Origin of the sequence: Microbacterium sp. CSI-V, assembly GCF_001984105.1 — a bacterium.
Lineage (GTDB): Bacteria > Actinomycetota > Actinomycetes > Actinomycetales > Microbacteriaceae > Microbacterium.
Genome location: NZ_MTQM01000008.1, coordinates 426,641 through 440,015, shown reverse-complemented (window position 1 = coordinate 440,015; position 13,375 = coordinate 426,641). Strand labels below are relative to the sequence as shown.

General features: G+C 70.8%; 13 protein-coding genes. 6 read left to right on the top strand and 7 right to left on the bottom strand.

The window, feature by feature from the left end:
* Positions 1-5: 5 nt before the first annotated feature.
* Positions 6-923, bottom strand: a complete 918-nt coding sequence (locus CSIV_RS08670) for a hypothetical protein (protein ID WP_077050985.1) — start codon at positions 921-923, stop codon at positions 6-8.
* A gap of 147 nt (positions 924-1,070) precedes the next feature.
* On the opposite strand from CSIV_RS08670, the gene CSIV_RS08665 reads away from it, so the two are divergent.
* Together CSIV_RS08665 and CSIV_RS08660 are read left to right on the top strand one after the other, a co-directional pair.
* Positions 1,071-2,441 (top strand): potassium transporter TrkG, encoded by a 1,371-nt coding sequence (locus CSIV_RS08665; RefSeq protein ID WP_083735073.1) that lies wholly within the window; start codon positions 1,071-1,073, stop codon positions 2,439-2,441.
* Positions 2,434-3,129: a potassium channel family protein gene (locus CSIV_RS08660; RefSeq protein ID WP_077050984.1), complete on the top strand. Its 696-nt coding sequence runs from the start codon at positions 2,434-2,436 to the stop codon at positions 3,127-3,129. Before CSIV_RS08665 ends, CSIV_RS08660 begins: the two co-directional genes overlap by 8 nt.
* Positions 3,130-3,203: 74 nt before the next feature.
* Here CSIV_RS08660 and CSIV_RS18365 read toward each other — a convergent pair whose 3' ends face one another.
* The 3 genes from CSIV_RS18365 to CSIV_RS08650 form a co-directional block, all read right to left on the bottom strand.
* A complete protein-coding gene (locus tag CSIV_RS18365; protein ID WP_175627586.1) occupies positions 3,204-3,341 on the bottom strand; it encodes a hypothetical protein in 138 nt (45 codons plus the stop codon).
* A gap of 38 nt (positions 3,342-3,379) precedes the next feature.
* Positions 3,380-5,719 carry a phosphoribosylformylglycinamidine synthase subunit PurL gene (purL, locus tag CSIV_RS08655; RefSeq protein ID WP_077050983.1) on the bottom strand — a complete coding sequence of 780 codons (2,340 nt, stop codon included), beginning with the start codon at positions 5,717-5,719 and terminating at the stop codon, positions 3,380-3,382.
* Positions 5,720-5,894: 175 nt separating this feature from the next.
* The gene (locus tag CSIV_RS08650) at positions 5,895-6,908 is read right to left on the bottom strand and encodes an ABC transporter permease (protein WP_077050982.1); all 1,014 of its coding nucleotides are present in this window, start codon (positions 6,906-6,908) and stop codon (positions 5,895-5,897) included.
* A 62-nt stretch (positions 6,909-6,970) separates the two neighbouring features.
* Here CSIV_RS08650 and CSIV_RS08645 point away from each other — a divergent pair, with 62 nt between their 5' ends.
* Positions 6,971-7,549: a TetR/AcrR family transcriptional regulator gene (locus CSIV_RS08645; RefSeq protein WP_160897616.1), complete on the top strand. Its 579-nt coding sequence runs from the start codon at positions 6,971-6,973 to the stop codon at positions 7,547-7,549.
* Positions 7,550-7,559: 10 nt separating this feature from the next.
* Here the strand turns inward: CSIV_RS08645 and CSIV_RS08640 are convergent, their stop codons facing one another.
* Genes CSIV_RS08640 through fdhD form a run of 3 tightly spaced genes read right to left on the bottom strand, consistent with a single transcriptional unit; the run spans position 7,560 to position 11,154 of the window.
* Positions 7,560-7,865, bottom strand: a complete 306-nt coding sequence (locus CSIV_RS08640; RefSeq protein ID WP_202969671.1) for a low molecular weight protein tyrosine phosphatase family protein — start codon at positions 7,863-7,865, stop codon at positions 7,560-7,562.
* A 28-nt stretch (positions 7,866-7,893) separates the two neighbouring features.
* Positions 7,894-10,215 carry an FdhF/YdeP family oxidoreductase gene (locus CSIV_RS08635; RefSeq protein ID WP_077051383.1) on the bottom strand — a complete coding sequence of 774 codons (2,322 nt, stop codon included), beginning with the start codon at positions 10,213-10,215 and terminating at the stop codon, positions 7,894-7,896.
* Between the two features lie 60 nt (positions 10,216-10,275).
* Positions 10,276-11,154 carry a formate dehydrogenase accessory sulfurtransferase FdhD gene (gene fdhD, locus CSIV_RS08630; protein ID WP_077050979.1) on the bottom strand — a complete coding sequence of 293 codons (879 nt, stop codon included), beginning with the start codon at positions 11,152-11,154 and terminating at the stop codon, positions 10,276-10,278.
* A 158-nt stretch (positions 11,155-11,312) separates the two neighbouring features.
* Here fdhD and CSIV_RS08625 point away from each other — a divergent pair, with 158 nt between their 5' ends.
* The 3 genes from CSIV_RS08625 (at position 11,313) to CSIV_RS08615 (ending at position 13,348) form a co-directional block, all read left to right on the top strand.
* The gene (locus CSIV_RS08625; RefSeq protein WP_077051382.1) at positions 11,313-11,906 is read left to right on the top strand and encodes a hypothetical protein; all 594 of its coding nucleotides are present in this window, start codon (positions 11,313-11,315) and stop codon (positions 11,904-11,906) included.
* 72 nt (positions 11,907-11,978) lie between these two features.
* Positions 11,979-12,734 (top strand): YcnI family copper-binding membrane protein, encoded by a 756-nt coding sequence (locus CSIV_RS08620; protein WP_077050978.1) that lies wholly within the window; start codon positions 11,979-11,981, stop codon positions 12,732-12,734.
* Positions 12,735-12,736: 2 nt separating this feature from the next.
* A complete protein-coding gene (locus CSIV_RS08615) occupies positions 12,737-13,348 on the top strand; it encodes a copper resistance CopC family protein (RefSeq protein ID WP_160897615.1) in 612 nt (203 codons plus the stop codon).
* The last annotated feature ends 27 nt before the right edge of the window (positions 13,349-13,375 follow it).

Here is a 13,375-nt window from a genome sequence, read left to right as displayed (position 1 = left end):
CCACGCTACGCGTTCGGGTCGTTCTTGCGGGCGCGCTTCGCCTGACGCTCGGTCCAGGACTTGGATGCCGCGCGCCCCATGTTCTCCATCGACCAGGTCAGCGCGCGCTGCGCCTGCTCCGCCCATTCCGACGTCATCCATCCCCAGGCCTCGGCGGGCTCGGCCTCCGGTCGATCGCCGCGGCCGTGGCGCGCGGCACGCTCGGCGCGCTCGAACGCGTGGTGCAGGGCCCGCACGGCGTCGCGGTAGGCGAGGAAGTCGGCGGGTTCGAGGCGGGCGGCCGTCGAGGAGGGTCGCAGCCACTGCGCGCGCTCCTGCGCCCGGAGGAACTCGGCGGTGAGCGGCGACCGCGAATCGCTCATGGTCGGGAAGTCGATCGCGAGCGCCGGGTCGGTCTCGTAGGCCATCCAGCGCTGGAGGATCGCGTCGTGCTCGGCGAACAACCGCGCCACCGGAAGCGGGGCGCTGCCGGCGCGGATCGCGGGCAGCATCGCCTTCGCGGCCCGCACGGCCGCCCGGCGCGCGCGGATCTCCGCCGAAGCCGCGCGCAGCTCGCGCTGGGCCGCGGCGAGGCGAGCGCGTGCGGCGCCGACGACGTCGGACGAGGCACGGGATGCCGCCCGCTCGGCCTGCGCGCGCATGACCTCGGCATCCGCAATCTTCACCTCGGCACGCCCCCGCGTGACGGCGTGGCGGGCGGTCTGCAGGTCGAGGAGCGTGGCATCCAGCTCCAGACGTCGGGCCGCCGACTTGCTCATGGGGCGGTTCGCCCACGCCCGCGTGGCGCGGTCGGTCGTGGAGGCGCCGGCCGGGAGGGCGCGGCGACGTGTGCCGCGCACGCCGATCCAGCCGACGGTGCCGGCTCCGGCCGCGGCGGGAGCGATCCACCACCAATCGGCTATCAGCGCGAGGAGCGGTTCCACGGTTTCATGCTACGTCTGTGTTCCGCGAAGCGCCTGAGTCGCCAGGATTTGTCGCCTCCCGCCAGCCCGAGGCGACGATTCCTGGCGACTCACGTCTCGTGCGGCGGGAGGATTAGCCCGGCCGTCGGGGTGTGAGATCGTTACCGAGTGAGGAACCGGCGATTCGCGGCGCGGGGCGATAACCGCCCCCGGGCCCCTTTCCGGCTCACGCCCGGGCAGGCGATCACGCTCGCGTTCGGCTTCGTCCTCGCGGTGGGGACCGGGCTGCTCAGCCTTCCGATCGCGACCGAGGGGCGAGCTGCGACCTTCCTCGAAGCGCTGTTCACCGCCACCAGCGCCCTGTGCGTGACGGGGCATATCGTCGTGGACACCCCGACGTTCTGGACACCCTTCGGGCAGGTCGTCATCATGGTGCTCATTCAGATCGGCGGCTTCGGGGTCATGTCGCTCGCGACCCTCCTCGGCCTGCTCGTCGCCCGACGCCTCGGATTGCGCACGCGGTTGACCGCTGTCAGCGAGACGCACACGGTCGCGGTGGGCGACGTGCGACGCGTCCTCCTCGGCGTCGCGGCGATCACCGTGATCGTCGAGGCCGTCGTCGCGATCGTGCTCGCGGGGCGATTCGGACTCGGCTACGGCGAGCCCCTCGGACGTGCGCTGTGGCTCGGGGTCTTCCACGCCGTGTCCTCCTTCAACAACGCCGGCTTCGCGTTGTTCAGCGACAACCTGATGTCGTTCGCGACGGACCCGTGGGTATGTCTGCCCATCTGCGCCGCCATCATCCTCGGCGGTCTCGGTTTCCCGGTGATCATGGAGCTACGTCGGCGGATCCGCTTCCCTCGCCGCTGGACCCTCAATACCGTGACGGTGATCTCCGGCACGCTCGTCCTGCTCGTGGCCGGTGCGGTCGCGCTCACCGCGCTCGAGTGGTCGAACCCGGCGACCCTCGGTCCCCTGGACCCGGCCGGTCGTGTCCTCGCCGGGTTCACGATGTCGGTCATGCCGCGCACCGCCGGATTCAACTCGATCGACGTGTCGCAGATGCACGGAGCGAGTTGGTACGTGACGGACATCCTCATGTTCATCGGCGGTGGGCCGGCGGGAACGGCGGGTGGACTCAAGATCACGACTTTCGCCGTCCTGCTCTTCATCATCGTGGCCGAGCTGCGCGGTGACACCGCGGTCAACATGTTCGGCAAACGCCTCCCGCGGTCCACGCACCGCGAGGCGCTGACCGTGGCGCTCCTGTCCCTCGCTCTGGTGGTGGGCTCGACGCTGGCCATCATGGTGATGAGCCCCTTCGGCCTGGACCGCGTCCTGTTCGAAGTGATCTCGGCGTTCGGCACGGTCGGGCTGTCGACCGGCATCACCGCGGACCTCCCCGCGGCCGCCCAGCTCATCCTCATCGGCCTGATGTTCATCGGCCGACTGGGCCCCGTCCTGCTCGGGACAGCACTGGCTCTGACCCGAGAGAAACGCATGTACGAACTCCCCAAGGAGCGTCCGATCATTGGATAACGCAGCCCCCTTCTTCCGTCGTCGTCGCGCGCGCGAGAACGCCTCCGCCGTCGCGGTCATCGGTCTCGGGCGCTTCGGCGGCGCACTCGCGGTCGAGCTGGCCAGATCCGGTACCGAAGTGCTCGGCATCGACACCGATGAGGACATCGTCCAGTCCCTGAACGGCGTGCTCACGCACGTTGTGCGCGCGGACTCCACCAAGCAGGGCGCCCTGGAGCAACTGGGGGTCGTGGACTTCGATCGTGTCGTGGTGGGGATCGGCAGCGACATCCAGGCCAGCATCCTCACGACGTCCCTCCTCAAGCGGATGGGCGTGCGTTCGATCTGGGCGAAAGCGATCAGCGAGCAGCACGGGCTGATCCTCGAACAGCTCGGCATCGAGCACGTGATCTTCCCCGAGGCCGACATGGGTCGCCGCGTCGCGCACCTTGTTCGCGGGTCGATGCTCGACTATGTCGAGTTCGACACGGACCTCGTCGTCGCCAAGACCGTCGCTCCGCAGGAGATGGTCGGACTGACGCTGGAGGAGGCGGCCGTGCGTCGTCGTCACGGCGTCACGGTGGTCAAGATCAAGGGGGCTGACGGGGAGTGGCACGCCGCGGGCGGATCGTCCGTGGTCGAGGCGGGGAATCTGCTGATCGTCATCGGTCCCGTCGAGCGAACCGAGCGTTTCGCAGCCCTGCTCTGAACGCGTGAGTCGCCAGGATTCGTCGCCTGGCCGTGGCCCGCGGCGACAATTCCTGGCGTCTCACGCCACGGGTGTCAGCCGAAGATCAGCGACAGGACGGTCGCGCCGCCGCCGGTGATGACGAGGGCGCCGATCACCACCCACGCGGTGATCCTGACGCGGCGCTGCCGGCGCGCGTCGAAGCCCGCCATGTCGTCGTCGTGGTCGGTCATCGGCGACTCCTTCTCGTGGGGCGGTAACCGCGAACGGCTCAGGCGACGGGCTCGGTGACCGTCGGACCGAAGACGCCGGGAAGCGTCTCGGTCGACAGGCGGCGCAGCTCCGACACGGGGACGGTGAAGACGTCCTGGATCTCGAGCGTCGCCTCGGCACCCGGCTCGACGTCCGTGACGCCGATGCGGAGCACCGGGTATCCGCGTCCGTTGCACAGACCGCGGAACTTCACGTCCTCCTCGCGCGGCACGCTCACCAGCACGCGGCCGGTGGACTCGCTGAACAGGGCGGCGGTGGCATCCACCCCGTCACGTTCCATCAGCTCGGTGAGCCAGACGCGCGCGCCGACGCCGAAGCGCATCACGCCCTCGGCGAGGGCCTGTGCGAGACCGCCCGACGAGAGGTCGTGGGCGCTGGAGACGAGCGACTGCGACCCCGCGGCCTGCAGCAGCTCGGCGAGTTTGCGCTCCTGAGCGAGGTCGACCTTGGGCGGAAGACCGCCGAGGTGGTCGTGGATGGTCCCCGCCCACTGCGAGCCGTCGAGCTCGTCGGCGGTGACGCCCAGCAGGTACAGGTTCTCGCCGGCATCCTGCCAACCGCTCGGGATGCGCGCGGCGACGTCGTCGATGATGCCCATGACGCCCACCACGGGGGTCGGGTGGATCGGCTGGTCTCCGGTCTGGTTGTAGAACGACACGTTGCCGCCGGTGACCGGGATGCCGAGTTCGAGGCATCCATCGGAGAGACCCTCGACAGCCTGGCTGAACTGCCACATGACCTCGGGGTTCTCGGGGCTGCCGAAGTTCAGGCAGTCGGTGACGGCCGTCGGCACGGCACCGGTGACGGCGACGTTGCGGTACGCCTCGGCGAGGGCGAGCTTCGCGCCGGTGTACGGGTCGAGCTGGCAGTAGCGGCCGTTGCAGTCGGTGGCGATCGCGAAGCCGAGGCCCGTCTCCTCGTCGACGCGGATCATTCCGGCGTCGTCGGGGAAGCTCAGCGCGGTGTTGCCGAGCACGTAGTAGTCGTACTGGTTCGTGATCCACGAGGTGTCGGCGAGGTTGGGGCTCGCGACGAGGGTCGTGAACTGCGCGCGGAGGGTGTCGGCATCCGTCGCCCGGGGGAGCTTCGCGGCGGAGTCGGCCTGCAGTGCGTCGATCCACGTCGGGTAGGCGACCGGGCGCTCGTACACGGGACCGTCGACCGCGACGGTAGAGGGGTCGACGTCGACGATGCGCTCGCCGTACCAGTCGATGATGAGGCGGCCGTCGCCGGTGACCTCGCCGAGCACGCTCGTCTCGACGTCCCACTTGCCGACGACCTCGAGGAACGCGTCGAGCTTCTCGGGAGCCACGATCGCCATCATGCGCTCCTGGCTCTCGCTCATGAGGATCTCTTCCGGCGTGAGCGACGGGTCGCGCAGCAGCACCTTCGACAGCTCGACCTTCATGCCGCTGTTGCCGTTGGCGGCCAGCTCGCTCGTGGCGCACGAGATGCCCGCGGCCCCGAGGTCTTGAATGGCCTCGACGAGGTCGTCGCGGTAGAGCTCGAGGCAGCACTCGATGAGCACCTTCTCGGCGAACGGGTCGCCGACCTGGACCGCGGGACGCTTGGTGGGTCCGCCGTCGGCGAAGGTGTCGGATGCCAGGATGCTCGCGCCGCCGATCCCGTCGCCGCCCGTGCGGGCACCGAACAGCACGACCTTGTTGCCCGCACCGGAGGCGTTGGCGAGCTTGAGGTCTTCGTGGCGGAGGACGCCGACCGCGAGGGCGTTGACGAGCGGGTTGCCCTGGTAGACGGAGTCGAACACCGTCTCGCCGCCGATGTTCGGCAGGCCCAGGCAGTTGCCGTAGAAGGAGATGCCGCTGGTGACGCCGTGGACGACGCGCGGGGTGTCGGGGTGGTCGATGGCGCCGAAGCGGAGCTGGTCCATGACCGCGACCGGGCGCGCGCCCATCGAGATGATGTCGCGGACGATGCCGCCGACGCCGGTGGCCGCGCCCTGGAAGGGCTCGATGTAGCTCGGGTGGTTGTGCGACTCGACCTTGAAGGTGACCGCCCAGCCGTCGCCCACGTCGACGACGCCGGCGTTCTGACCCATGCCGACCATGAGGCGGGTCTTCATCTCGTCGCTGACCTTCTGGCCGAACTGGCGCAGGTAGATCTTGCTGGACTTGTAGGAGCAGTGCTCGCTCCACATGACGGAGTACATCGCCAGCTCGCCGCTCGTGGGGCGACGGCCGAGGATCTCGCGGATCTTCGCGTATTCGTCGTCCTTGAGTCCGAGGGCGCCGTACGGCTGGTCCTTCTCGGGAGTCGCGATCGCGTTCTCGACGGTGTCAGCGAGAGCTGAACGGGCGGCGGGGTTCGGGGTGGTCACGCGGCTGAGCTCCAAGAATCGCAGGGGCCGGACGGGGACAGTCTAGTTGGGCGGCCGCCGCGGGCCGCCGTGGCTCCGGGATCCGCGCAACCTCAGCCGATTCGGGGGGATCCGGGCCGCGGCTGCGCGAATCGCTGAGGTTGCGCAGAGGCGGTGGGGCGCGGCATCCGCCCGGTCACTCCGCGACGTGGACGACCTCGCGGTTGCGCCAGTGGCCGATCGCGCTGAGCACGACGCCGACGAGCGCCCACGCCGCCAGCACGAGCCAGGGCTGGGTCGTGTCGGCTGCGGGGAAGTAGCTCAGGTCGCGGATGAGGGTCGCCGAGGCGCCGGGCACGAAGAACTGGCCGACGCCGCCCCACGGTGCCGCGAGGAACTGGACCGGCATGCTCGCCGCCGACAGGGGATTGCCGATGAGCATCGTCGTCACGGCGCCGACCGCGATGCCCGGAGGGCCGATGAGCGCGTTCAGGCCCACGATGAACGACGCGGTCCCGAGCATGGCGAGAGTGACCCCCGCCGCGAGGGGGAGCGCGTCGCCGGGCAGGATGCCGAACCAGGTGTGCGCGATGAGGGTGACGGCGGTTCCGGCCACGACCGCGTAGACGACCAGGGCGGTGATCCGTCGGGCCACCCCCGTCACCAGGAGCGAGATCAGGATGCCGCCGACCAGGCCGCCCAGGACGAGGGGGAAGCCGATCGCGACGATGCCCGCACCGTTCGGGTCGGCGTCGACGAGGGGCACGACGTCGGTGACGGTGACCGTGACGGCCAGGGGGTTCTGCCCCAGCGCGGCCAGCTGCGCGGACACCTGCGCCTGCAGGCCCTGCGCCACTCCCCGGAGCGCCGTCGCCACGGCCGGGCCGGCCGCCGTCGCGACGACGACCTCGGGTTGCGGGCCCGTCACGATCGCGCCGTAGACCTCCCGTCGCTGGATCGCGTCGATCGCAGCGTCCCGGCTGTCGTAGGTCGTCGGGGCGAAGACGCCGTCGGCGTTCTCCGCCAGGCCGTCCTCGACCTGGGTGACGGATGCCGCATCGCCGACGACGGCGAGCGGGATGTTCTTCGCGGATGCCGTGGCCACCGGCCACAGGAAGGCGAGCACGATCAGCGTGACGGCGACCGCCGCGCCGACGGCGATGGCGAGAGAGCGGGCCCAGTGCGTGGGCGGATCGACGCGGGCGGACATGGGTGCCTCCAAAGAGAATGAGCGTTCTGGGTGTGACTATACAGAACGGGTACTCTGTTTGCATGCCGAGACTCACGGAAGCGTCCTCGCAGGCCCGCCGCGACGAAATCGTGAGCGCCGCCATCCGGGTGATGGAGCGAAAAGGCATCGCGCGCACGGCGATCGCCGACATCTCATCCGAGTCGGGACTGTCGACCGGCTCGATCTACTCGCACTTCGAGAGCAAGGCGCAGATCGCCCTCTACGCCGCCAACGCCGTGATCGGGGCGCGCGAAGCGCACATCGCGGCCGCAGGCGGGGAGCCGCGCTCGCCGTGGGACCTCGTGGCAGGCTTCCTCCGCGGGTTCGACGACGACGGCACCCCCGCCTCGGTCGTCCTGCAGATGTGGGCGGAAGCCGCGGTCGACCCCGAGATGAAGCAGCTGATCACCCACATCGTGGGGCGCATCCGGCGCGCCTACGAGGAGGCCCTCGGTCCGTGGGTGGCCGAGCACCCCGGCACGGATGCCGCGGACCTCAGCCTCCACATGGTCGCGCTCGCGCAGGGGTACATCGTGCAGCGCGCGTTCGGCGTGAAGACGACGTTCGAGGAGTACTCCGTCGGTCTGCGCGCGGTGCTCGGTGGTGACTCCGCGGTGTGAGAGCGCGCCGTCACGGCAGGTGCCGCGGCACCACCCGTCTCAGGCGCTCGACGAGGTCGGCATCCATGAATCCGTAGTCGTTCGGGATGCCGAGCACCACCACGCGCGTGTCACGCAGCTGCGGCACGAACCGGCGCGACAGCTCGCGCTTGTGCGTCGGCTCCATGACGAGGATGAGGTCGGCCCATGCGATGTCCTCGGGGGTCGCGACCTCCTCGGCGTCGGGCTTCAGGCCGACCGAAGCGACCTCGATCCCCGGCCAGTCGCGGAAGACCGCCTCCGCCGTCGGACTGCGGAGGCGGTTGCGCGAGCACACGAAAAGAACGTGCAGCGGCGGCATCCGGTCAGGCGGTCCTGGCCACCCGCACGCGCAGGCTCTTCATCAGCGGCTGGTCGCTCTGACGGCTGTAGTCGTCGGGGCCGAGCAGCACGTTCATCTCGGGGAAGTACCCGGCGGCGCTGCCGCGCGGGGTGTCGTACTCCAGCGCCCGGAACGCCGTGATGCTGCGGACCGACCCGTCGCGCGAGGTGGCGACGATGTCGACGAGGTCGCCCTCGGCGATGCCGCGGTCGCGCATGTCTCTGCGGTTCATGAAGATGAGCTCGCGGATGTTGCGGACACCGCGGTAGCGGTCGTCGGCCGAGTAGATCGTGGTGTTCCACTGGTCGTGCGAGCGCATGGTCTGGAGCACCAGCACGTCGGAGTCGGCGGGGATGACGTCGGGCAGCTCGGCGGTGGAGAACTCGGCCTTGCCCGAGGGGGTGCGGAAGTCGCGTTCGCGCGCCGGCTGCGGGATGCGGAAGCCCCAGTGCTGGCGGACGAGCTCGTTGAAGCCCTCGAACCCGGGCAGCACCTTCGCCATGGTGTCGCGGATGCGGTCGTAGTCGCCGACGTACCACTCCCACGGCGTCTTCGAGGCGGGCATCGCGGCGCGGGCTAGGCGCGCGATGATCGCCGGCTCGCTGAGCAGGTGCGGCGAGGCGGGCTTGCGCGACCCGAGCGAGAGCATGACGGAGCTCATGGCATCCTCGGTCGAGATCGACTGCGGACCCGACTCCTGCTCGTCGCGCTCGGTGCGGCCGAGGCACGGGAGGATCAACGCGGCCTTGCCGTGCGTGAGGTGGCTGCGGTTGAGCTTCGTGCTGACGTGCACCGTGAGTTCGCAGCGGCTCATGCCCTCGGCCGTGAGCTTGGTGTCGGGAGCGGCCCGCACGAAGTTGCCGCCCATGCCGACGAACACTCTGAGGTCGCCGCGGTGGAGGGCCGCGACCGTGTGCACGGTGTCGAGTCCGGGATCGCGGGGCGAGCGGATGCCGCAGACCTCGTCGAGCTTCGCGAGCCACTCCTCCGTCGGCTTGTGGTTGATGCCGCACGTGCGGTTGCCCTGCACGTTGCTGTGGCCGCGCACGGGCGAGGGTCCGGTGCCGAGGCGGCCGACGTTGCCGCGCAGCAGGAGGAGGTTGACGATCTCGCGGACCGTGTCGACGCCGTGCTCGTGCTGGCTGACGCCGAGGCACCAGCTGATCACGGTGCGCTCCGACGCGAGGTAGATGTCGGCGGCCGCGCGGATCTCGGTCTCGGTGAGCCCCGCCTGCGTGACGAGGGCGTCCCACGGCGTCGCCTCGACCAGTGCGCGGTAGGCCTCGTAGTCGTGGGTGTAGCCCTCGAGGAACGCCTGGTCGAGCACCGACGGGTCGCGCTCGGCGGCCTCGAACACGACCTTGGCCATGCCGCGGATGAGCGCCAGGTCGCCGCCCGGGCGCACCTGGAGGTTGAGGGTGCTGGTGGGGTGATCGTGGAACGTCGCCATGTCGACGATCTCGTGCGGCACGATCGTGCGGGTCGCCGCGACCTCGCGGAGCGGGTTCACGTGCACGACCTGCGCCCCGCGCTCGACCGCCTCGGCGAGGCTCGTGAGCATGCGCGGCGCGTTCGAGGCCGCGTTGACGCCGAGGACGAACAGCGCGTCGCAGTTCTGCCAGTCCTCGAGGTCGGCGGTGCCCTTGCCGGTGGCGAGGGAGGCCGTGAGCCCGCGGCCCGAGCCCTCGTGGCACATGTTCGAGCAGTCGGGGAGGTTGTTCGTGCCCAGCTCGCGCGCGAACAGCTGGTAGAGGAACGACGCCTCGTTGCTCAGGCGCCCCGAGGTGTAGAAGGCGGCCTGGTCGGGGCTGTCGAGACCCTGCAGGTGCTGGGCGATCAGGCGGAACGCGTCGTTCCACGAGATCGGCACGTAGTGGTCGGTCGCGGCGTCGTACGCCATCGGACCGACGAGGCGACCGGCATCCTCGAGCGCGAAGTCCGTCCACTGCGACAGCTCGGTCACGGAGTGCTCGGCGAAGAACTCCTTGCCGACGCGCTTGTGCGTCATCTCCCACGTGACGTGCTTGATGCCGTTCTCGCAGATGTCGAGGGCGACGCCCTTGTCGTCGGGCCACGCGCACCCGGGGCAGTCGAAACCGCTCTTCGGGTGGTTCATCGTGAACATGGCCTTGGTGCCGGCGATCGGCTGGCGCTGCTCGAGCAGGACCTTCCCGACCGTGAGCGCCGCACCCCAGCCGGCGGCCGGGTGCTCGTACTCGCCGGTGCTCTCCCAGTCGCCCGTGACCGCGGGGCCGAGGCCGCCCTGACGCGGTGCGTCCTTCATCAGCCCGAACGCGTCACCCATGTTCACCCTCCGATGGTTTCGGCGCCGAGTCGGTGGCATCCACACACCGTGCGCCTGCCGTCAGCGTACGCCGGAGCTTTCCGCGAGTGCGGGGGTTGTGGATGGAACGAGGATGCGATCCGGACGTGTGTAGAGGTTCATGCTGCCGCCGCGGACGAACCCCGCGACGGTGAGTCCCGCGCGCTCCGCGAGCTCGATCGCGAGAGACGACGGCGCGGACACGGCGGACAGGATCGGGATGCCGGCCATCACGGCCTTCTGCACCAGCTCGAAGCTCACGCGGCCCGACACCTGCAGCACGGTGCCGCGCAGCGGCAGCCGGTCGTTGAGCAGGGCCCAGCCGACGACCTTGTCGACGGCGTTGTGTCGTCCGACGTCTTCCCGGACGACGAGCATCTCGCCGGTCGCGATGTCGAAGAGCGCCGCGGCGTGCAGTCCGCCGGTCTTCTCGAACACCTTCTGCCCCTCGCGGAGCCGGTCGGGGAAGCCGGCGAGGTCGACGGCATCGACCCGGATGCCGTCCTCCGACACGTCGTACGACGACACCTTCTCGACGGCCTCGATGGATGCCGTGCCGCACACGCCGCACGAACTCGTGGTGTAGAAGTTGCGGGCGATGTCGGGGGAGGGGAGCGTCACGCCGGGAGCGAGCGTGAGGTCGAGGACGTTGTAGGTGTTGCCGTCGGCGCCGCCCGTACCCGGTCCGCCGCAGTGGATCGCCCGCGCGAACTGGTCGCCGCGGTGGAGGACGCCCTCCGACACGAGGAATCCGGCCGCGAGTTCGACGTCGTGCCCGGGCGTGCGCATCGTCACCGACAGCGGGGAACCAGCGACCCGGATCTCGAGCGGCTCCTCGACAGCGACCACGTCCGGCCGCTGCCGGTTCACGCCGTCCAGCGTGATGCGGGTGACGCGACGCGGAGCGGTCAGGCGGCCCATGTCAGGACCGGCCGCGCGAGGAGGGGGACATGGGTCGAGCGTACGCCCGGCCGACGGGCGCGGGGCGGCACCGGGGACCGCCGCCGCGGGGCGCCATACAGCGCCGAGGTGTCCGACCCGTGTGGTGGAATGGCAGCGAACGGATGGAGAGGACCGACATGTCGGCACGGGCGGGGCGCGCGCGCCGCGCGGCACGCGGGGTCTCCGCTGCCGTGGTCGCGACGCTGGTCGCGACCCTGTCGCACACCGTCGCCGCCGGCGAGCTCCCCTCCGTGCTCAACGTCGTCCTGGCCCTGAGCCTCGCGTCGCCCCTGTGCATCGCCCTCGTCGGACGCACCGTGTCGTGGTGGCGTCTGACGGCCGCGATCGCCGCCAGCCAGTTGCTGTTCCACTCGCTGCTGGCCCTCGACCTGAGCGGGGGCATCGCGACGGCCGGTCACCACGGCGAGGCGGTCGCGCTCGCCGAGGTCGCGGCATCCGCCCACTCGCACGGGCTCACGGGCACCGAGTCGCCCTGGATGTGGCTGGCGCACGCGTTCGCCGCGGGGGTCACGGTCCTCGCGCTGGGCTCGGGGGAACGCGCGCTGCGCGCGGTCGCCGGGCTGCTGTCCGACACCTTCCGCGCGCTGGTGCCCCTGACGGCACCGCGCCCGCTCGCGGTGCCCCGGGTGCGTCCGGAGCCGCCGCTGCTGACGGTCGGCATGACCGTCCTGTCGGTGATGAGGCATCGGGGTCCGCCGCTTCCGGCGTGAAACCCTCCCACCTCCTCACCCCTCGCGTTCCGGCGTGCGATCACGCCTGCGCACATTCAGAAAGCAGCATTCATGTCCCGTTCCCTCTCGCGCGCCCTCGTGGGCGCGGCCGCCGGCCTCGCCCTCGCTCTGGGCGTGCCCCTCGCGGCATCCGCACACGTCACCGTCAACCCGAACACCGCCACCCCGGGCAGCTACGCCACGGTGAACTTCCGCGTTCCGACCGAGTCCGAGACAGCCTCTACCGTCAAGGTCGAGGTGACGCTCCCGACCGACACCCCGTTCACCGCCGTTCTCGTGCAGCCGGTGCCCGGCTGGACGGCGACCGTCGAGAAGGGCGCCTACCCCGCGCCCGTCGAGGTCGACGGCAACACCGTCAGCGACGGACCGCTGAAGATCGTCTGGCAGGCCGACCCCGGCGTGGGCATCGGCCAGGACCAGTTCCAGGTCTTCTCGGCCGTCCTCGGACCCGTGCCCGACACCGGACACGTCGTCCTCCCGGCCGTGCAGACGTACTCCGACGGCGAGGTCGTGAACTGGTCGGCGACTCCCGACGAGGTCGCCGCCGACGACACGCTCGAGCCCGCTCCCGTGCTGTACATCAACGACGCGCCCCCGACCACGGGTCACGGTGCGTCGCACGACACGTCGACCGCGGCACCCGCGGCCGACGGACATGACGACCACACCATGTCCGAGGCGTCGGCGTCGTCCACGGACGGTTCCGCGGGCGCGGCCCTGGGCCTCAGCATCGCCGCGCTCGTGATCGGCATCGGCGGCGCGGTGCTGGGCGCACTGGCGTTCGCCCGCCGTCCGAAGAAGGCCTGACCGTGCGCGCGCTCACGGCGCCCCGGCGTCGAGTCGGCGTCCTCAGCCTCATCGTCGCCGCGGTCGCCGTGGGCGCCGCGTTCGGCGGGGCACAGGCCGCATCGGCCCACGACAGCCTTGTCTCGTCGACGCCGGCGGCGGATGCGACGGTGTCGACGGCATCCGATGTGGAGCTGACGTTCAGCGCCAACCTCCTCGGTGCCGACGGGGGGAACGAGGTGATCGTGGTCGGGCCGGACGCCCGTCACTACGAGACCGACTGCACCGCGCTCGCCGGTCCGACGCTGACCACCCCGGTCGAGCTCGGGGCCGCCGGCGAGTACCAGGTGACGTGGCGGGCGGTGTCGTCCGACGGGCACCCCGTGTCGGGAACCTACGCGTTCTCGTACGCGCCCGCCGCGGGAGAGCCGGTCGGCCAGGGCGCCGAGTCGTCGCCCTGCGCGGGCGTCGCTTCGCAGCAGGCGGAGGCGGCACCGGATGCCGCGGCGCCCGCGGCCGCACCCTCGGGGCTGGTGATCGGTCTGTCCGTCGGTGGCGTGGCGGTCATCGTGGTCGGCGTCGTCATCGCGCTGCTCCTGCGGCCGCGCCGGAAGGGCGACGCCGACGCCGAGTGACGCGAACGGGGAGGGGCTGCGCCCCCT

Excerpts from the sequence above, each read along its gene's own strand:
- CSIV_RS18365 (WP_175627586.1), bottom strand. The coding sequence starts at position 3,341 with ATGACCGACCACGACGACGACATGGCGGGCTTCGACGCGCGCCGGCAG.
- CSIV_RS08650 (WP_077050982.1), bottom strand. The coding sequence starts at position 6,908 with ATGTCCGCCCGCGTCGATCCGCCCACGCACTGGGCCCGCTCTCTCGCC.
- CSIV_RS08645 (WP_160897616.1), top strand. The coding sequence starts at position 6,971 with ATGCCGAGACTCACGGAAGCGTCCTCGCAGGCCCGCCGCGACGAAATC.
- CSIV_RS08635 (WP_077051383.1), bottom strand. The coding sequence starts at position 10,215 with ATGGGTGACGCGTTCGGGCTGATGAAGGACGCACCGCGTCAGGGCGGC.
- fdhD (WP_077050979.1), bottom strand. The coding sequence starts at position 11,154 with ATGGGCCGCCTGACCGCTCCGCGTCGCGTCACCCGCATCACGCTGGAC.
- CSIV_RS08625 (WP_077051382.1), top strand. The coding sequence starts at position 11,313 with ATGTCGGCACGGGCGGGGCGCGCGCGCCGCGCGGCACGCGGGGTCTCC.
- CSIV_RS08620 (WP_077050978.1), top strand. The coding sequence starts at position 11,979 with ATGTCCCGTTCCCTCTCGCGCGCCCTCGTGGGCGCGGCCGCCGGCCTC.